Below are 19,363 nucleotides of genomic sequence, written 5' to 3' on the forward strand. Positions count from 1 at the left end.
CTGTGATAACTGTCACAGATCCTCTTTTTCAAGGATGAGAAGGAAACTTCTGCTGTTAAAATCAGAAATGCTTGGAGGAGTGGACTTGGAACTTTTCAGTTTGCTTGAAAAAAATGAACAACGGCAAATCAAACTTTTCCAACTTTTATTAGAGGAAAAAGGAGAGGTTTCCGTTAATAACGTACTTACCCGCTTATCAGTTGATCGGGCTACCTTGAAAGAAGATCTGTTTTATTTACAAGCTAACTTGGAAAATATCAAACAATTGGAAATTGTTATCCAAGAAGGGAATATTTTATTAATCAGACATGGAAATATAGCAGCAGTCGATGTTTATTATCATTGTTACTTGCGCTATTCTACAAAATATCAGATACTTCTTTATCTGTTGGAAAATGGCTCATTTGATCGGCAGAAACTTGTCATGGAACTTAATATCAGTTCGGCTACTTTGTCTCGCAGAGTGAAGGAATTAAATGATTCTTTAAATGAGTTTCATCTGAAAATAAAAAGCGGGCGGCTGACCGGTCCAGAAAGTCAAATTCGTTATTTTTATTTCCAATTATTTTGGTTTGGACGTCCCTATCTTGAAAACAAAAAAGAATACAGTGATTTATCAGGAAACACTTTTTTAGATCTGCTGCAAAAAGAGTTTAGTTTTGCTATTACAGAAGAAGGACGATTGAAATTTGAAATATGGCTTTCCATTATGAAGAAGCGAATGCGCTGTACGAAAAAATCCAAACCAGATTATAGCAATCTTCCTGTTGGATTGTTTCAAACGACACAATTTTTATTGGACCTCCATACATTTTTGACCCGTTACTTCTTTCAATATGCCTTTCCTTGGAATCAAAATGAAACGTTGGTTTTTTATCTTTTCATGATCAGTAACTTTACATTAGATACACATAACTCGCATGTCCAGGAGTTTTTGATAAGCGAAAAATACAAAGACGACGTAGTAGCTCAATTGAATCGAACGTTTAAACAATCGATAGAAGAATATTTCTCTTTTTATGTTTTTCCAGAAGAGATTTCGCAAAAGATTGCGTTGACAGTGATGCAAAATCACGCTCATTTTGCCTATTTTAGAGGATGGATGAATATTTTTGGCCAAGAAGGATTAAAACAGCGGTTAACTGAAGTAGAAGATAAACAATTCCTGGTTTTATGTGAAAGATTGGTCAGACAAACATTTGCTATTGTTGATTTTACTGAAGTAGACGAGGAAAATGCCCGCTTTGAATTATTTGCTCGCTATGCATCTATTTTACGGACGCTGATCAAGCAGTTAGAATTACGTCTGCAAATTGCTTATGATCTTCCTTATGAAAGGCTAATGGCGGATATCGTGAAAGAAATCATCCAGGAACAATTGCTGAATACGATCAAATATGATTTAGTCGAATACGAGAAAGAAAAGCAGTATGATATCATTTTGACTAGCCAATTGAAAGAGTACCCGTCACAGAAGTCCGCTAAAGTTTTTGTATTCACTAGCAACGAATATAATTATGATTTCCCCTATTTGAACCAATTTTTAAAAGAATGTTATTTAGAAAAATTGAATTTAAGGATGAATAAAACATGAAAATCGTGATCATTGGTGCTTCCCATGCAGGCATCACAGCTGCCCTAAATCTAAGAAAACTTCAACCGAAAGCAGAAGTTTTACTGATCGATGAAGATCATAAAGATGGACTAGGCTATGTTTCAAATGGAATCAACCTTTATTTAAAAGGAAAGATACGTAGTTTAGCTGAAGTTGCCCATAACATGCGGACTCTTCAAGAAAGTGGGGCAAAACTGATCACCGAATGGAGAGTAACTGAACTTGATCCAGACAAACATCAGCTCATCCTCGCATCCAAAGAAGGAAAAAACGAGACCATAACCTATGATAAATTAATCGTAGCGACAGGTTCCTCTCCTGTCACCTTGTATAAACAAATTGAAGCTGAAAATGTCTACACCTATAAAAATCTAGTGCAATCTAAGCAAGTACTTGCCGCTTTAAAAGAAGCAAAAGAAGTAGTGATCTTCGGTGCTGGTTACATTGGATTGGAATTAGCAGATGCTTTGAGAAATAAAGGATACATTATTCATCTAGTTGATTATATGCCGAATGTTTTATCAAGATATTTCGATAAGGATATGATCAACAGTTTTCAAAATCAGCTGCAAACTAAGCAAATAAATTTTTATCCAAATGAATTCTTGATCGATTGGAAAAAATCAGAAGAGAAAGTAGTATCCGTACAACTTCTGTCTCAAACAATAAAGGCAGATATGGTCATTTTTTCTGCCCAAACTCGTCCTAATACGACATTGTTAAAAGAAAAAGTGGCTTTGTATGAGGATGAGACTGTGATAGTCAATGAATATCTGCAGACAAGTGATCCGGACATCTATGCGATTGGAGATATCGTCCCAGTCAGTTTTGACAAAAATAAACGGCATCTCTTTTTACCTTTAGTTACTCGAGCTGTACATATGGCAAGAGCAGTAGCGCTAACTTTGAGTGGTCAGCCAACCGCTTACGACCTCAGACAAAAGATAACAGCAGCAGTCATTATAGACTACTTTTTAGGAACTGTAGGGCTGACAGAAGATGAAGCGCCATTCTTGGAACAAAATACCGGTTCGTGTTCAGGAGAATTTGATCTATTTCCACAATACGACGAAGAAAACAAAACAGTAAATGCAAAGCTGATCTACCATCCGGATACATTAGAAATAATTGGCGGACAGCTGATAAGCCAAGAATTCTTATTATCAGATTTGAACCTGCTTGCGGATATCGTGAAACACAAAACTACGATTCCACAGCTAGCAGTTGAGGATTTTGGATTTCTGTCTGAATACACCTCTCGTTTTCACTACCTCAATGAGTTAGCTTTTAAAGTACTAGCTAAGAGAGCAAATAGCAATAGAGTAGATAAAAGACTGTGAGAAATATCACGGTCTTTTATTGTGTGGGGATATAATAAATATTAATCAATCGAGAATAAAAAATTCATATAATGAAATAGCGGAAGAATTTTTTGAGCATAATATTCGCCAAAAATTTATCAAGTGATAAAATTGTTGTATAAAATGATTATTTCAGGAGGAGGAGTTAAATGTTTTTAGCATTAAATGAAATTATGCATTCAAAGTTACGTTATGCGTTAGTTGCAGGGGTGATGTTTTTGATCGCCTACCTGGTATTTTTTTTGACTGGGTTAGCTTATGGCTTAGCTCAAGATAATCGAACAGCAGTCGACAAGTGGGAGGCAGATTCGATTGTGCTTTCGAAAGATGCAAATTCAAATCTAGGGATGTCCATGATTACTAAGAAGATAGTAGAAGAAGTCGAAGGTGGGAAAGTGGCGTATCTTGCCCAAACACCTGGAGTCGTGACTAGTAAAGACAGTACAGAAGAAGGAAAAATCAATGTTAGCTTCTTCGGTATCGATAAAAATCAATTCATCATGCCCAATCTTGTTGAAGGAAAAGCTTTTGATAACGATGATGAGGCAGTAGGCGATATTAGTTTGAAAGAAGAATATGGTCTAGCCATAGGAGATACAGTTAAGTTATCTGGTAGTGACAAGACGTTTAAACTAACTGGCTTTACGGATCATGCCAAATTCAATGTCTCACCAGTTCTCTATACAACCATCAATGCTTACCAAGAAATCCGCTTCGAAAAAGAAGATACAAGTGAAAATGCACGGATTAACGCAATAGTTGTCAGAGGTAAAATCAGTAATTTACCTGAAGATTTAGAACAGATCAAAATTTCTAAATTCATCAATGAATTACCTGGATATAATGCGCAAGTATTGACTTTTGGATTTATGATCGGATTTTTGATCGTTATTGCGGCTATTGTGATCGGGATTTTCATTTATGTACTGACGATGCAAAAGATTAATATCTTTGGTGTAATGAAAGCACAAGGGATCACAGGAGGATTTATTGCGCGTTCTGTAGTGGCACAAACATTCATTTTATCATTTGTTGGTATTCTTCTTGGTCTATTAGGAACAGTGGGAACATCCCTTGTTCTACCTGATGCGGTTCCATTCCAAAGCAATTGGCTGTTTTTTGGCGTCATTAGCTTGTTGATGTTAGTAGTAGCTGTGTTAGGCGCACTATTTTCTGTTCGGACAATCGTAAAAATCGATCCGTTGAAGGCAATTGGATAAGAAGGAGGAAGAACATGAAAGCAATAGAATTTAAAGAAGTAGAAAAAAGTTTCCAAGATGGCGACCAAGTAGTTAAAGCATTGAAAGAAACAACCATGAGTATCGATAAAGGGGAATTTGTTGCAATCATCGGTCCTTCTGGTTCAGGTAAAAGTACTTTTTTGACTTTGGCAGGCGGATTGCAGACGCCTAGCAGTGGCTCTGTATTTATCAATGATCAAGAATTCAGTAATCAAAAAGAAAGCGAACGCGTTAAACTACGTTTTAAAGAAATTGGCTTTATTTTGCAAGCTTCCAATCTGGTTCCTTTTCTGACAGTAAAAAAGCAGTTATTATTAGTAGATAAGATTAAACATGAACATCGTCAAAAAGAAGCAAACGAATTATTTGAGCAGCTTGGCGTGGATAAGTTGATCAACAAGTATCCAGAAGAACTATCTGGTGGAGAACGGCAAAGGGTCGCAATCGCTCGTGCATTGTACAATGATCCGTCCATTATTCTAGCAGATGAACCAACTGCTAGTTTGGATTCAGAAAAGGCACGAGAAGTAGTCGATATCTTGGCAAAAGAATCAAAAGACAAAAATAAAGCAACGATCATGGTTACTCACGATACACGGCTGATTGACAAATGCGATAGAATATTTATGATGGAAGATGGTGTATTGAAAGAAAAAGAATAACCAAAAAGCAGGTGGAAAAATGGTCCATCGATACAACAAAGATACACAGCAAAAAATTTTGAAAGAAGCGACTGACTTGTTTATGTCCAAGGGATATCTCGGCACTTCAACAAGAGAAATCGCACAAAAAGTTGGGATCACCCAGCCCAATCTCTATCATTATTTCGGTGATAAAGAAAAACTATATACGGCAGTTTTAGAAAACCACTTAAAAGATGTTGGAAAAGCTTTGAGAGAAATCGTTCAAACAAGCGAAACGGGATTTCAAGTAACCTTGACAAAAATGGCGCAGTTTTTGATTGAGACACATCTGGTCGATTTGTTTCTGATGCTTCACGATCTTGAAAGCAATCTTTCAAAGGAAACAAGAGATCATCTTTTCTTTCTATGGAAGAAAAATTATCGTGAACCTTTTGAAGAAATCTTTTCAGCAAACCAATCTGTGCTAAGAAATGGGATTTCAAAAGAAATCGCAGCAAGGCATTTTTTCTTAGTGTTAGCATCTTACATCACTCGGTCGAAAAGACCTGTGGAAGAACCGCTAAATGTGGCGCAATTGATCGATTTATATTTGAATGGTGTATTAGGAGAAGCGTAAAGCTGTTATATAGGGAGAAAATAGTTAGGTGAAGAAGCAAGATATGACGAAGATCGTTATATCTTGCTTCTTTATATAGGTAGTTTTTCATAAATACAAATTTGTTATTCTCTCATGATTATCAGGGTATATTTTTATTTATTATGTCGGTGTTCCAGGAAGTGTTTTAATTTAATAACGTAGAAATTAATTGTTTGTAGAATGAAGGAAACTATTTATTGGGTAGATGAATCACCACGAATAGTCAAAAGGAGATTTCAGGATATGCCAAAAATGAAAAAAATCATTTTAGCAGTAATGTTATTTTCTACGGTTATATCTTTTACAGCCCCTTTTTTGCTTACTTAAGCTGATTTTAAGTTTTGGCCCTTAGTCTGGATCTACGAGGTGAGAGTCAAGAATGAAAAAAATAATTGGAGCTTTTGTATTTGCAATCATTATCATTATTATCTGTTTTCAAATAGATGTTTTTGGTCAAAAAAAGATAGTTGGACAAACGGTCAGCAGTACGAACAGTACGGTTACAAAGACAAAGGAATCATTTGATGATACAGAACAAGAGACATTAATCAAAATCGGAAAAAATGACCGTACACTATATACAGATGACTCGCTAACTACCCCACTTGCAACTATAAACGGCGGAGAGCTGGCGGAGTTTCTTTCTGAAACAAAAAATGCTTATCAAATCAAGACAAATGATGGCTATACTGGATATTTAGCCCTCGAAGATGGAACCAAAGTCACAAAGAATATACAAACAAAACCGGAAGAGCTATCTGATGCAGTGATTGTATTAGATCCTGGGCATGGCGGAAATGATACTGGGGCATTAAGCAATGATGAACAAACAGAAGAAAAAGATATAACATTAAGTACAGCCATAAAAGTAAAAAAGGCGCTAGAGGATGCTGGAGCAACGGTTTATTTGACCCATACTACAGATGAATTAGTACAGCTTGGAGATATATGCGACTACAGTGAAGAAAAAAAGGCAGATGTCTTTATCAGTTTACACGCAGACTCTACGGAATATGCGAATGAAGCAACTGGAATCACGACATATTATTACTATGGACAAGAGGAAACATTAGCACAGACAATTGCTGACTCCTTCACTGATCTGCCTCTGGATTCAAGAGGAATCTCCACTGGGAACTATCAAGTTCTTCGAGAAAATCTTCAACCTTCTATTTTAATCGAGATGGGTTATATGAATAATGATAGTGATTTAAAGGAATTAGTAACAGACAGTTATCAGCAGCAGATTGCTGCAAGTTTGACACAAGCATTGACCACTTATTTTCAGTAATAAATAAGCCCAGCCAAACAAAAATAGCTCTTCATATTTTTCGTTTGGCCGGGCTTATTATCGCAGATGCAAGCTTTTGAACACCGTTTATTCGGAACAAGGGACTGTGACATGACTTTTGTCACAGTTCCATTATTTTTTTAGTAGCTTCAAAGCTTTTTCTGTATTGGCAAAATGAAGTTTGGCATATTTTTCAAGCATAGGCATGCCGCCTTTCTCCAATAGTTTTGCCGCTACTTGGTCAGATTTCGTTCCAGCTCCTGATGGAAGGGTGATTCCAGCTTCAGCTGATGCTTTGTGTAACTCTTCCAAAAAGCTGGCACGACTGATGATAGAAGCAGCAGCAACAGCTAAATGATATTGTTCTCCTTTAGTAACGAAGTACAGTTTTTCTTGTAATTGATTTTTTTCTAAACGCGCATATTTTTTAAAATTTGCTTCTGGCGTAAACTGATCGATCAAAATCGCTTCTGGTTTTTCTGGCTCGATTTTTTTTAGCAGCAAATGGATCGCTTGATTGTGCAAAGCGACTTTCATCCGAACGGCATTGTATTTTGGTTGGATCTCATTGTATTTTTCTGGAGATAAGACAAGCAGTTTATAGGGGATGGTTTTTTTTAAGATGTCAGCAAGCTGGATGATTTGGCTATCTTTTAACTCTTTTGAATCTCTAACACCAAGTTTACGTAATTCTGCAAGCTGATCACGTTTCACATAAGCAGCACATACTGTTAGCGGACCGAAATAGCTGCCATTTCCGACCTCATCACTACCTAAAACGGATAATTGACTGATATTTTTTGGCAAAGAAGAGGCTGTTTTTGCTGGCTTGGCTTGTTTATCCTGTGCCTTCCCCCATTTATCAGCTTCTATTGCTGCATTCGTACCTTGAAACATCACTTTTCCGGATGTATAAGCAGTAATGGTCGTCCCGTCTTTTTTTGCAGCAAAGCTAGTATAAGGAATCTGTTTATTTAACAAATAAGAGCGATAGTATGCTTTCATTTGACTAAGTTGGTCGTTTGTTGCTTTGATAATGACGTTGCTCATAAAATTCTCCTCGTTTTTATACATAAAACTATACCGCAACTCACGACTTTTCGTTTTCTAAGAGATTGCGAGACATAGCATTTTTTTAAAGTTTATCATATAATAGTTAAGTATGTGAAAAATATTTGTGGAGAACGGTGAAAGAACCAACTTCATGGTACACTAAATAAAACTTTCATCAAATAGGAGGAAATGATTCGTATGGCGCACGAAAAAACACGCTACAAAGCAGTGATTGCCAACCAAACATATACTATTATCGGACGGGAAACCAAGCATCATATGGATATCGTAACGAAGCTGATCAATGAACAGTTAGCAGAATTGAAACAATTATCACCACAAATGGATAATGAACAAGCAGCAATCTTGATGGCTGTCAATGCGCTTTCGGATCAATTGAAGAAACAAGAAAGAATCTTGGAGCTGGAAGAAGAAACAGCAGAATTAAAGAAAAAAATGATCAAATTTACAGAGCTTGAAAATCGTGTGAAACGCATTGAAGCAATCGAGAACGAAGCTCGGGAAGTATTGAAAGAAAATGGTCAAGCAGATCATACCATTAAAAATCATGTGGAAGCACAACAGATTTTAAACGAGAAACGAAAAGGACAAATTAAACAAAAATCTTCTAATTAAGATCCTTTTATCAAAATAAGAAAAATTTAAAAAAGTTAGAAGAGAAAGGAACGTAGCATGCTGAGTTTGCTGATTTTATTTTTATTGCTAATTGCGTTTTTTTCTGGAGCACGTCGCGGGTTTGCTTTGCAAATCATATTCGCGATTGGATATGTATTGTCATTTATTGCTGCCCAGCATTTTTACAAACCATTAGCAAGTCATTTGGAATTATACATTCCATACCCAGCTGTCACCCCAACATCAAAGTTAGCATTTTTTGATCAGGTATTTGCCTTTCACCTAGATGAAGCTTTTTATGCAGGAACTGCTTTTCTGATTATTTTGCTAATTGGCTGGCTGCTTACCCGATTTGTGGGGGTTTTTGTCCATGGGTTGACGTATGTGCCGATCTTGAGACAGGTAGACTGGATTGCAGGAGGCATCCTGTCACTAATCATGGCTTACGTTACTATATTTTTGATTTTGCAGTTACTTGCCTTTGTTCCATTAGATGTGGTCCAAAATCAATTCGGCGAGCATAGTTTCGCTCGTTTTATCGTTGAGAGAACGCCATTTCTTACCAACAAGATGTATGAGCTTTGGGTAACGAATATTTTGAATTAAGGAAAATAGTGCTGGAAAATATTTCGTTTTTTGTACAGAGTAGTTTATTTAAGAAGGCTGCGTAGCGTATGTCCGGCACAGCTCTTTTTTCATAGTGAAAGATAAGGTGATAAAATGAATAACCGAATCCTTGAAACATTGGAATTTGAAAAAGTCAAACAGATGGTCAGACAATTTGTAGTGACTGCACAAGGAAAAGAAGAACTGGCAGAATTGGTACCAGTGAGTGAGAAACAAACGATCACAAACTGGCTTCAAGAAACTGAGGATGGATTGAAAGTGCAACGTCTGCGAGGCGGGATCCCTATACCTAAACTTGAAAATATCCGTCCCCATATGAAACGGATCGAGATCGGAGCAGACTTGAATGGAGTGGAGCTTGCACAAGTTTCCAGAGTATTGTCTACGACAAGCGAATTAAATCGTTTCATTGATGATCTTTCTGACAGTGAAATCGAATTTGCACGTTTGTATATGTGGGCAGATCAGTTAGTCACGATCCCTGTTTTGAGCCGCCGTTTAAAGGAAGCAATCGATGAAGACGGACGCGTGACTGATGACGCTTCTCCTGAGTTAAAGAGCATAAGACAGAACATTCGGCGAAGTGAACAAGCTGTTCGTGAACAGTTAGATGGGATCGTCCGTGGGAAAAATGCAAAGTATTTAAGTGATGCGATCATCACCATGCGAAATGACCGCTACGTTATCCCAGTCAAACAAGAATACCGCGGTGTATTTGGCGGTGTAGTCCACGATCAAAGTGCTTCAGGACAGACTTTATTTATTGAACCAAAACAAGTGGTGGATTTGAATAATCGTTTGCGTCAATACCAAATCGCTGAACGAAATGAGATTCAACGTATTTTAAGTGAACTTTCTGCTGAACTTGTTCCCCATCGTCAAGAAATCATCCACAATGCTTATGTGATTGGTAAAATGGATCTGATGAATGCAAAAGCACGATTTGGTAAAGAAGTAAAAGCTATCGTGCCGGGAATCAGTGAAGACAATCATGTCGTCTTGAAACAAGCAAGACATCCACTGATCGATCAGGAAAAAGTAGTTTCTAATGACATCACAATCGGAAAAGACTATCAAGCCATCGTCATTACAGGACCTAACACAGGTGGGAAAACGATCACGTTGAAGACTTTAGGTCTGTTACAACTGATGGGGCAAGCAGGATTACCGATTCCTGCAGGTGAAGAAAGTCAAATCGGTATTTTTGAGGAAGTATTTGCGGATATAGGAGACGAACAGTCGATTGAGCAAAGTCTATCGACCTTTTCTTCTCATATGACGAACACTGTAGATATTTTATCAAAAGTCAATGAAAAAAGTCTGGTATTATTTGACGAGCTCGGTGCAGGAACAGATCCGCAAGAAGGTGCTGCTCTAGCAATCGCAATCTTAGATGATCTTGGTAAAAAGTCTGCTTATGTGATGGCAACAACGCATTATCCTGAATTGAAAGTTTATGGATATAATCGGGCAAATACGATTAATGCCAGCATGGAGTTTGATGTGGATACATTAAGTCCAACGTATCGTTTGCTGATTGGCGTTCCTGGACGAAGCAATGCGTTTGAAATCTCTAGCCGATTAGGTCTTGATACAGAAGTTATTGATGAAGCGAAGCAGTTGATGAATGATGAGAGCCAAGATTTAAACGAAATGATCACAGATTTAGAGAATCGCCGGAAAATGGCAGAGACCGAATATCTGGAAATGCGTCATTTTGTTTCTGAGGCACAAGAACTTCACGATGATTTGAAAGAAGCTTACAGCTATTTCTTTGAAGAACGTGAAAAAGAAATGGAAAAAGCAAAGAAAAAAGCAAATGAAGTCGTGTCAGAGGCGGAAGAAAAAGCAGAAAAAATCATTGCTGATATTCGTAAAATGCAACAGCAGATTGGGCAAGGAAATGTGAAAGAGCATCAGTTGATCGATGCAAAGACCCAATTAGCAAATCTACATCAAGAAGAAACTTTGAAGAAAAATAAAGTATTGAAGAAGGCGAAAGAACAAAAAACGTTGAAACCGGGAGACGAAGTGTTGGTTACGACTTACGGCCAAAGAGGGACGCTTTTACGTAAAAACGGGAATCAGTGGCAAGTAGAAATCGGTATATTAAAAATGAATGTGTCCGAAGACGAGCTGACGCCTGTTGCTCCTCAAAAAGAGCCGACACAACGAGTTATCCATGCTGTACGATCTGAATCTAGTAGTCACGTGCCGAATCAATTGGACCTTCGAGGAAAACGATACGAAGAAGCGCTAAGTGAGGTAGATCAATATTTGGATTCTGCCATTCTAGCTGGTTATCCTCAAGTGACTATTGTCCACGGAAAAGGAACAGGCGCACTTCGCAAGGGAATTACTGATTATCTTAAAAACCATCGGAGCGTCAAAAGCTTTGAGTTTGCACCGGCAAACCAAGGCGGAAATGGTGCGACAATTGTTAAATTTAAGTAAAACTTACTAAAGGTAAGCAGATGGTTCGCTATCCAAGTATAGAAATGCTATACTAGTCATAGATTTTAAAAATGGAGGTCTTTGATATGTCACAAGTAATTACAGATAAGACATTTAATGAAGAAACAGATAAAGGACTTGTATTGATTGATTTTTGGGCAACTTGGTGTGGTCCATGTCGTATGCAAGCACCGATTTTGGATCAGTTGGAACAAGAATATGATGAAGAAGAATTCAGAATTGCTAAAATGGATGTGGATGAAAATCCAGAAACTCCTCAACAATTCGGTATCATGAGCATTCCAACATTAATGTTGAAAAAAGATGGTCAAGTAGTAGAAAAAGCTGTTGGTGTTCATTCAAAAGAACAACTACGTCAAATGATCGATCAATATTTATAAAAACTTACAGCAAAAATAAGCTGAGGGTGGAACTGAATCCAGTTCCGTCCTCGGTTTTTTTGCGGTTGAGTTAAGGTTATTCAAATTAATATTTTTTGAGTATAATTACGTTGTCAGGCTGGATTGTTTTTTTGACAGACATGCTATAATAACTTTAATTGAATATGAAGGGGAGTACCAGATGAACGAACGAATCAAAAACAAATTAGCTTTACTTCCTGATCAGCCCGGCTGTTACTTGATGAAAGATAAAAATGGAACGATCATTTATGTCGGCAAAGCCAAAATATTAAAAAATCGTGTCCGCTCATATTTTACTGGCAGCCATAATACGAAAACGGAACGGCTTGTTAGTGAAATCGAAGACTTTGAATACATCGTTACAGAATCGAATATCGAAGCATTGCTCTTAGAGATCAATCTGATAAAGAAAAATGATCCTAAATACAACATTATGTTAAAGGATGATAAAACCTATCCTTTCCTTAAGATAACGAATGAAAAATATCCCCGTTTGGTGATTACTCGTAAGGTACTAAAAGACAAAGCACTGTATTTTGGACCATATCCTGATGTCGGTGCGGCGAATGAGACAAAGAAGATCCTCGATCGATTATTTCCTCTAAGAAAATGCAAACCTAGTCAGACGAAGGAGCCTTGTCTTTACTATCATTTGGGACAATGTCTGTGTCCTTATTATTTCGACGTAGATCCGAAAGTCTATACGAAAATCGTTGATGAAGTGAAAAACTTTTTAAACGGAGGACACGAAAAAATCGAGTCAGAGATCCATCAGAAAATGGAAAAAGCTGCTGAAAATATGGAGTTTGAAAAAGCTGCAGAGTACCGAGACCAGATCCGTGCCATTGAGACAATCATGACTCGCCAAAAAATGACAAATACTGATTTACTGGATCGAGATGTATTTGGTTATGCGATTGACAAAGGATGGATGTGTGTCCAAGTGTTTTTCGTAAGACAAGGAAAGCTAATTGAACGAGATGTTTCAATGTTTCCTTTCTATAACGAAGCAGAAGAAGATTTCTTGACTTACATCGGTCAGTTTTATCAGGAAAATGAGCATTTCATTCCTAAAGAAGTCTTGATTCCTGATACGATCGACAAGCCAAGTGTAGAAGCTTTGTTAGCTACGAAAGTGCTGCAACCAAAACGAGGAGAAAAGAAAAAATTAGTTGAATTGGCGAATAAGAATGCCTCAGTTGCTTTGAATGAACGGTTTGATCTGATTGCCAGAAAACAGGAACGGACGATCGGAGCAGTTGAACGTTTAGGAAACGCGATGAATATCCCGACCCCAATACGTATCGAGTCTTTTGATAACTCTAATATCATGGGGACGAATCCTGTGGCTGCGATGGTCGTATTCATTGATGGAAAACCGGCAAGAAAAGAATATCGGAAATATAAAATAAAAACAGTCAACGGACCGGATGATTATGCATCAATGAGAGAAGTCATCTATCGCAGATATTCACGAGTGATTCGCGAAGGGTTGCCTTTACCTGATTTGATCTTGATCGATGGAGGAAAAGGACAAGTAGATGTGGCAAAAGATGTCTTAGAAAATCAATTAGGAATCGATATTCCTATTGCTGGCATGGCAAAAAACGATAAACATAAAACAAATGAGTTGCTATTCGGTACAGATTTGGCTGTAGTACCGCTTGAGCGAAATTCACCAGAGTTTTTCTTACTCCAGCGAATCCAAGATGAAGTCCATCGATTCGCAATCACTTTCCATCGGCAGCTACGCAGTAAAAACAGTTTTGCTTCCCGATTAGATGAAATTGAAGGGTTAGGACCAAAAAGAAAAAAAATGCTGCTTAAAGAGTTCAAATCGTTGAAAAATATCACAGCAGCCACGACAGAAGAATTACAAGAAATCGGACTGCCGAAAAATGTCGCACAAAACGTATTTGATAAATTACATCAGGAATGAGGAAAGGGCACTTTACAAAGAAAGTAAAGTGTCCTATCATTTTATGTACAACAAAAAGAGCGTTTACGTTTTGTTGGTAAATAATAAATCGCTTACGTCTGGTGTCTAAGGATATATGTGATTTCTTGAAGAAGGAGTGAAGAAATGTTAGAAGTCAAGGATCTTGTTAAAACTTTTGGGAACTACACAGCTGTCGATCATGTCTCTTTCCAAATCCCCGATGGAAAAATCATGGGGCTAATTGGCCAAAACGGGGCTGGGAAGACAACGACTTTTCGTTTGATCTTGGATTTTTTGACACAAGACCAAGGAGAAGTGTTATGGAATGGCCATCATCTTGGGGAGAAAGATTATGATGTCATCGGTTATCTTCCGGAGGAACGGGGACTTTATCCGAAAGTAACGATTCAAGACCAACTGCTTTATTTTGCAGAACTTAGAGGGAAATCAAGAAAAGAGATTGAACCAAAAATCGATTTTTGGATGGAAAAATTTCAGGTAAAAGGGAAAAAGACGGATAAAGTAAAATCTTTGTCTAAAGGAAATCAGCAAAAAGTCCAGCTAATCGCCACGTTAATCCATGAACCTAAATTGATCATTTTGGATGAGCCATTCAGCGGGTTAGATCCGGTAAATGCTGAATTGCTAAAAGATGGAATATTGGAATTGAAAAAACATGGTTCATGTGTCATTTTTTCTAGCCACAATATGGATAATGTAGAAAAAATCTGCGATCATTTGATCATGTTGCGAAACGGAAAAATGGTTTTGAATGGAAAAGTACATGAGATTCGTGAATCATTTGGCCGTACGAAGTTATTCTTGGAATCTGGTTTAAGCCAACAGGAAGTAGAAGAAATCGAAGGCGTGAAAAAAGTGATCCTTCATGAAGACAATACGTTAGAGATTACCTTAGAAGATCCTGAAGCTGGGAAAGAAATCTTTACTCGTGCGACTCAATTCGGCTACATTCCTATGTTCAACCAACAACCGCCAACTTTGGAAGAGATTTTCAAATTGAAAGCAGGTGAAATCGATGCGTAAGTTTTGGATTATTACCAAAGATGTCTATTTAAAAAATGTTAAGTCGATTTCTTTCTTGATCATGATATTAGTCCCTTTTATCATGCTGGGTATCATTTATGTAGCAGGAAACTTTGCTCAACAAAATAGTGATGTCAATAAAATCGGCGTATTGGCTGATAATGAGCAAATCAGTCAGCAAATGAGCCAAGTCAAAACAGATGATTTTGAGTTCAAAGCAGTTGATTCTGAAGAAAAAGCACAAAAAGAGCTTTCGGAAGAAAAAATCGATGCGTATTTAGTAGTCTCAACTGAGAATGATAAGATAAATGGGATGCTTTATAGCGAAAATTCATTAGGACAAAGTACACAACTACTGATACAACAACAACTGACTGGCTTGCAATCGATGCTTCGAGCGAGTCAATTAGGCATTTCACCAGAAGAAGTAGCTAGCTTGAGCCAACAAGCAAGTTTGACTCGACAAAAAGTCAATTTTGATTCAAAAGGAAAAATGACAGTCGGAGAAGATAACTCGACAGTCCAATATGTCGTAAGTTATGTAGCAACGATTGTCTTGTTCATTATTATTTTGACGTATGCGCAGATCATTGCACAAGAGATCGCTTCTGAAAAAGGCACGCGGATCATGGAAGTGATCCTGTCCAGTACGACTGCACAAAAGCATTTTTACGGAAAATTAACAGGTGTTTTACTTGTTGCATTAACGCAAATGGCATTATACGGTATTATTTTTGGTATAGGATACAGTCAATTCAAAGATATGGAAATGGTCAAAAATATATTAGACGGTATCTCATTGGATAACTTGATTGGACCATTCTTGTGGTATTCTCTTCTATTCATGATCTTTGGCATTTTGATTTTTTCTGTTTTAGCAGCTTTATGTGGCTCTTTGGTCAACAAAGCAGAAGATACAGCAAAAGCAATTTTGCCAGTGACTTATCTATCTCTAGGCGGATACATGCTTGGATTGATACTAGGAGCTTCAGATCCAAACAATATCGTTATTCGGATCACTTCGTATATTCCATTCTTATCTTCATATATTATGCCGGTTCGCTTAGCAAATGAGACAGTCGGTATGGGTGGAGCATTGATTTCCTTGTTGGTACTTGTAGCCGTAACATTCTTATTGATGATCTTGTCTGCAAACATGTACAAATCGAATGTACTCGTTTATAGCGAAGGCGGATTATGGAGTTCATTAAAACAATCGATTTCAATTATGAGGAATGAACGAAAAAAAGCATAAAACAATCCTAAAATACAGAAGGAAGCTGGACATCTATTGTTCCCAGCTTCTTTTTGTATAGACCTATTTTATTTATTTTACTATATTGGATATATATTCATTGAAAATAGTGTATAACAACTTTATAATATTGAGTATACCAATTTTTGGAGGCGTTTTAATGGACCGTTATTTAGATTTACTTTCAGAAAAATTCCCCTCAACGGAAGATGTCATCACGGAAATCATCAATCTCGAAGCAATTTTGCAGCTTCCAAAAGGAACAGAGTTATTTTTGAGTGATATACATGGCGAATTTCCTGCTTTTGATCATATTCTGCGTATCGGTTCAGGAAATCTTAAAGAAAAGATCAAAGACCTTTTTTCTGAACAAATGACGGAAACGGATATCAGCCAATTCACTATTTTTACGGCTTATCCAGAATATGCATTAACGACTGATTGGTACAAAGAACAAGATAAATCGCAGCTGATCCATCATTTGATCGATCTTTTACGGTTTACGACAGTCAAATATACCCGGTCAAAAGTTCGAAAAGGATTGCCGAAAGAATATAGCTATATCATTGAGGAACTCTTGTATATCGATGACCGTATCAATGGAAAAAAAGACTATGTAAAAAAAATCATTGAACAACTTGTTTTGATGAAGGAAGAAGAAAAATTTTTAACGAAACTTGCACAGACGATCCAAAAATCTGTCATCGATCATTTGCATATCGTTGGAGATATTTTTGACCGAGGAACTCAAGCAGCAAAAGTGATGGATCGAATCATGGATTTTTCTTCTGTAGATATCCAATGGGGAAATCATGATATTTTGTGGATTGGTGCGTATTGCGGCTCTGAGGCATGTTTACTGACACTTTTACGGATTGCAGCACGCTATAATTATTTATTTGAATTAGAGAAAGAATATGGGTTGAATTTACGTCCATTGTTTTCTTTTGCTCATCAAACTTATCAGAAGAATCCAGTATTTGCGCCTAAAAACAGTAAAGATCTATCCGAAAGAGAGCAAGAAGAATTAGAAAAGATCCATCAGGCACTTTCTATCCTTCAATTCAAATCAGAACATCAGTTATTGGATCGTCGACCTGAATTTAAAATGGACGATCGTAAATTGCTGGAAAAAATCGACTATGAAGCATCAACGGTTGATTTAGAAGGTCAGCTCTATGAGTTGAAAGGAACTTGTTTTCAAACGATCCAGCCAGATGATCCAAAAAAAATCTTGGAAGAGGAACAAAAAGTGATTGATAGTTTGATGTATTCATTCCAGCACTCTTTGAGAATGCAAAAACATATGACGTTTTTGATCGAAAAAGGGGGAATGTATCTCACGAACAATCAGCATGTGCTGTTTCATGGCTGTATACCTGTAGACGAGAAGGGACAGCTCTTAGCATTTGAATTAGACGAATCTTATCGCGGAAAAGAACTGCTGGGCTTTTTTGAAAAACAGATAACTGAAAGCGCAAAAGATCTGACTGCAAAAGAAGATTTAGCAACCGATTTGATTTGGTATGCGTGGAGTGGGCCATTTTCGCCTTTATTCGGTAAGAGTAAAATGGCGACTTTTGAACGTTATTTTCTCACAGAGCCTCATACACACATCGAGAAAAGCAATCCTTATTATCACTTGCGAGATGAAGAGTGGTTCAGTGAAAAAATTTTAGCAGAATTCGACACAAAAGAAGAAGGGTCAGCAATTATTAATGGGCACACGCCAGTAAAAGTAAAAAAAGGGGAGTCACCGATCAAAGCAAATGGAAAAGTATTTGTCATTGACGGAGGTTTATCCAAAGCTTATCAAAAAACGACAGGAATTGCCGGTTATTCACTATTATGCAATTCTTATGGTTTCCAAATCGTGACACATTATCCGTTTTTGCCTATTGAACAACAATTTGCAAAAAAATCCGACCAAACAAATGTGAAAAAAGTAATCGAACAGCAACTACCACGCAAACTCAATCGTGATACAACAAAAGGTATGGAACTGCAGCAGCAGATTACCCAGCTCAAAAGGCTGTTGGACTATCGAAAGGACGATTGAGAAGAATTCCAGTGAACATTGTTCCATAGACTGGAGACTGAGACAAAAGTCGTGTCGCAGTCTCTTTTTCCGGATAAACGGTGTTCAATCAGCTGACCCTCGATATTAGCTCAAAAAACGGTAAAATATGAGAAGCTATTTTTCCGTTTTGTTTCTCTAATACTCAGGTCAAGGCACTGATTTCACAACCTCTCGATAAACGGTGTTCAAAAGCCAGTTTCTCGGTATTAAGCCAAATTTATGCAAAAATGTGGAAAGCCATTTTCACAAAATTTTTCTTAATACTCGAAACTAAACAGCTTTTTCACAACCCCTTAGAAAGTCTATTAAAATTCATTCACAAAGAAATCGAATAAGCGCTGTTCAGATGGATGTACACGGTGGGTAAGTTCCGGATGCCATTGGACACCGAGGATTTTATGCATATCATCTTTGCTTTGAACCGCTTCAACGAGTCCATCGTTAGAAAAAGCGATGGCTTTTAATAAAGGTGAAAGATCTTTGACTGCCTGATGATGGTAAGAATTCACAAAATATGGATCGGGGAGAAGGTTGCTTAACAAACTGTCTGAAACAATCTTGACTTCGTGAGTCGTAAATTGCGGGGCAGTGGGCTGTTGTTCATGTTTTACTGACCACTTTGGATATAATGAAAGATCTTGATAAAGTGTACCTTCCAAAACGACATTCAATAGTTGGAGTCCCCGGCAGACTGCAAAAATTGGTTTTCTTTGTTTCAATGCTTCCAAGATCAGTGCCTGTTCAAATTGGTCTCGTTGAATATTTGTTTCCGTTAGTTTTGGATGAGGGTCTTCCATGTAAAGTTGCGGACTAACATCCTGACCGCCTGCAAGAATGAGTTTGTCGATTTGTCCAATCAGTTGAGAAGCTGAATCTGGAGACATGACTGGCAGAATAAGAGGCAATCCTTGAGCATCTAAAACTGCATCCACGAATCCTTGCGGTGTATAGCTCACTTGATTTCCTTGGAAAGTATCTGTTGCTCGAATCAGTTGATTTCCGGCAATGCCGATGATTGGTTTCATTTGTATTCCCCCTAAAGTAGACCTATTGTAACAAGGATT

Annotated in this window: 16 protein-coding genes; 14 read left to right on the plus strand and 2 right to left on the minus strand. The window is 37.4% G+C overall.

What is annotated here, in order from left to right; translation table 11 throughout:
* The first annotated feature begins 34 nt into the window (after nt 1-34).
* From PYW34_RS03165 to PYW34_RS03190, 6 genes are all read left to right on the plus strand, one after another.
* Nucleotides 35-1,594, plus strand: coding sequence for a helix-turn-helix domain-containing protein (locus PYW34_RS03165; protein WP_016925810.1), 1,560 nt, complete (start codon nt 35-37; stop codon nt 1,592-1,594).
* A complete protein-coding gene (locus PYW34_RS03170; protein ID WP_002323810.1) occupies nt 1,591-2,955 on the plus strand; it encodes an NAD(P)/FAD-dependent oxidoreductase in 1,365 nt (454 codons plus the stop codon). Before PYW34_RS03165 ends, PYW34_RS03170 begins: the two co-directional genes overlap by 4 nt.
* Before the next feature lie 170 nt (nt 2,956-3,125).
* On the plus strand, nt 3,126-4,196 hold the full coding sequence (locus tag PYW34_RS03175) for an ABC transporter permease (protein WP_002334111.1): 1,071 nt from the start codon (nt 3,126-3,128) through the stop codon (nt 4,194-4,196).
* A 14-nt stretch (nt 4,197-4,210) separates the two neighbouring features.
* Entirely contained in the window at nt 4,211-4,879 is a 669-nt protein-coding gene (locus tag PYW34_RS03180; protein WP_002295078.1) for an ABC transporter ATP-binding protein, read from the plus strand.
* A gap of 19 nt (nt 4,880-4,898) precedes the next feature.
* Nucleotides 4,899-5,477 carry a TetR/AcrR family transcriptional regulator gene (locus PYW34_RS03185; protein WP_002334454.1) on the plus strand — a complete coding sequence of 193 codons (579 nt, stop codon included), beginning with the start codon at nt 4,899-4,901 and terminating at the stop codon, nt 5,475-5,477.
* A gap of 400 nt (nt 5,478-5,877) precedes the next feature.
* Entirely contained in the window at nt 5,878-6,789 is a 912-nt protein-coding gene (locus PYW34_RS03190) for an N-acetylmuramoyl-L-alanine amidase family protein (protein ID WP_002295084.1), read from the plus strand.
* A gap of 132 nt (nt 6,790-6,921) precedes the next feature.
* On the opposite strand, the gene rnhC is transcribed toward PYW34_RS03190, so the two are convergent.
* Entirely contained in the window at nt 6,922-7,839 is a 918-nt protein-coding gene (rnhC, locus tag PYW34_RS03195; RefSeq protein ID WP_002334112.1) for a ribonuclease HIII, read from the minus strand.
* Between the two features lie 201 nt (nt 7,840-8,040).
* Between rnhC and zapA the strand changes: the two genes are divergently transcribed.
* From zapA to PYW34_RS03235, 8 genes are all read left to right on the plus strand, one after another.
* Nucleotides 8,041-8,478: a cell division protein ZapA gene (zapA, locus tag PYW34_RS03200; protein ID WP_002295087.1), complete on the plus strand. Its 438-nt coding sequence runs from the start codon at nt 8,041-8,043 to the stop codon at nt 8,476-8,478.
* A 57-nt stretch (nt 8,479-8,535) separates the two neighbouring features.
* On the plus strand, nt 8,536-9,084 hold the full coding sequence (locus PYW34_RS03205) for a CvpA family protein (protein ID WP_002295088.1): 549 nt from the start codon (nt 8,536-8,538) through the stop codon (nt 9,082-9,084).
* Nucleotides 9,085-9,198: 114 nt separating this feature from the next.
* Complete coding sequence (locus tag PYW34_RS03210; protein WP_002296458.1) at nt 9,199-11,559, plus strand: endonuclease MutS2; 2,361 nt, start codon at nt 9,199-9,201, stop codon at nt 11,557-11,559.
* Nucleotides 11,560-11,645: 86 nt separating this feature from the next.
* The gene (gene trxA, locus PYW34_RS03215; RefSeq protein ID WP_002290803.1) at nt 11,646-11,960 is read left to right on the plus strand and encodes a thioredoxin; all 315 of its coding nucleotides are present in this window, start codon (nt 11,646-11,648) and stop codon (nt 11,958-11,960) included.
* A 181-nt stretch (nt 11,961-12,141) separates the two neighbouring features.
* Complete coding sequence (uvrC, locus tag PYW34_RS03220) at nt 12,142-13,920, plus strand: excinuclease ABC subunit UvrC (RefSeq protein WP_002334114.1); 1,779 nt, start codon at nt 12,142-12,144, stop codon at nt 13,918-13,920.
* A gap of 144 nt (nt 13,921-14,064) precedes the next feature.
* A complete protein-coding gene (locus PYW34_RS03225) occupies nt 14,065-14,964 on the plus strand; it encodes an ABC transporter ATP-binding protein (protein ID WP_002295091.1) in 900 nt (299 codons plus the stop codon).
* On the plus strand, nt 14,957-16,219 hold the full coding sequence (locus PYW34_RS03230) for an ABC transporter permease (protein WP_002296456.1): 1,263 nt from the start codon (nt 14,957-14,959) through the stop codon (nt 16,217-16,219). The genes PYW34_RS03225 and PYW34_RS03230 overlap by 8 nt, the downstream gene beginning before the upstream one ends.
* 160 nt (nt 16,220-16,379) lie before the next feature.
* A complete protein-coding gene (locus tag PYW34_RS03235; protein WP_002334455.1) occupies nt 16,380-18,278 on the plus strand; it encodes a fructose-bisphosphatase class III in 1,899 nt (632 codons plus the stop codon).
* A 326-nt stretch (nt 18,279-18,604) separates the two neighbouring features.
* On the opposite strand, the gene PYW34_RS03240 is transcribed toward PYW34_RS03235, so the two are convergent.
* Nucleotides 18,605-19,324 carry a gamma-glutamyl-gamma-aminobutyrate hydrolase family protein gene (locus PYW34_RS03240; RefSeq protein ID WP_002318569.1) on the minus strand — a complete coding sequence of 240 codons (720 nt, stop codon included), beginning with the start codon at nt 19,322-19,324 and terminating at the stop codon, nt 18,605-18,607.
* Between the last annotated feature and the right edge of the window lie 39 nt (nt 19,325-19,363).

The sequence above is a fragment of the Enterococcus faecium genome, from assembly GCF_029023785.1.
GTDB classification, from domain to species: domain Bacteria; phylum Bacillota; class Bacilli; order Lactobacillales; family Enterococcaceae; genus Enterococcus_B; species Enterococcus_B faecium.

Excerpts from the sequence above, each read along its gene's own strand:
- uvrC (WP_002334114.1), top strand. The coding sequence starts at position 12,142 with ATGAACGAACGAATCAAAAACAAATTAGCTTTACTTCCTGATCAGCCC.
- PYW34_RS03240 (WP_002318569.1), bottom strand. The coding sequence starts at position 19,324 with ATGAAACCAATCATCGGCATTGCCGGAAATCAACTGATTCGAGCAACA.
- PYW34_RS03180 (WP_002295078.1), top strand. The coding sequence starts at position 4,211 with ATGAAAGCAATAGAATTTAAAGAAGTAGAAAAAAGTTTCCAAGATGGC.
- rnhC (WP_002334112.1), bottom strand. The coding sequence starts at position 7,839 with ATGAGCAACGTCATTATCAAAGCAACAAACGACCAACTTAGTCAAATG.
- PYW34_RS03190 (WP_002295084.1), top strand. The coding sequence starts at position 5,878 with ATGAAAAAAATAATTGGAGCTTTTGTATTTGCAATCATTATCATTATT.
- PYW34_RS03185 (WP_002334454.1), top strand. The coding sequence starts at position 4,899 with ATGGTCCATCGATACAACAAAGATACACAGCAAAAAATTTTGAAAGAA.
- PYW34_RS03210 (WP_002296458.1), top strand. The coding sequence starts at position 9,199 with ATGAATAACCGAATCCTTGAAACATTGGAATTTGAAAAAGTCAAACAG.
- trxA (WP_002290803.1), top strand. The coding sequence starts at position 11,646 with ATGTCACAAGTAATTACAGATAAGACATTTAATGAAGAAACAGATAAA.
- PYW34_RS03225 (WP_002295091.1), top strand. The coding sequence starts at position 14,065 with ATGTTAGAAGTCAAGGATCTTGTTAAAACTTTTGGGAACTACACAGCT.
- PYW34_RS03235 (WP_002334455.1), top strand. The coding sequence starts at position 16,380 with ATGGACCGTTATTTAGATTTACTTTCAGAAAAATTCCCCTCAACGGAA.
- PYW34_RS03170 (WP_002323810.1), top strand. The coding sequence starts at position 1,591 with ATGAAAATCGTGATCATTGGTGCTTCCCATGCAGGCATCACAGCTGCC.
- zapA (WP_002295087.1), top strand. The coding sequence starts at position 8,041 with ATGGCGCACGAAAAAACACGCTACAAAGCAGTGATTGCCAACCAAACA.
- PYW34_RS03165 (WP_016925810.1), top strand. The coding sequence starts at position 35 with ATGAGAAGGAAACTTCTGCTGTTAAAATCAGAAATGCTTGGAGGAGTG.
- PYW34_RS03230 (WP_002296456.1), top strand. The coding sequence starts at position 14,957 with ATGCGTAAGTTTTGGATTATTACCAAAGATGTCTATTTAAAAAATGTT.
- PYW34_RS03205 (WP_002295088.1), top strand. The coding sequence starts at position 8,536 with ATGCTGAGTTTGCTGATTTTATTTTTATTGCTAATTGCGTTTTTTTCT.
- PYW34_RS03175 (WP_002334111.1), top strand. The coding sequence starts at position 3,126 with ATGTTTTTAGCATTAAATGAAATTATGCATTCAAAGTTACGTTATGCG.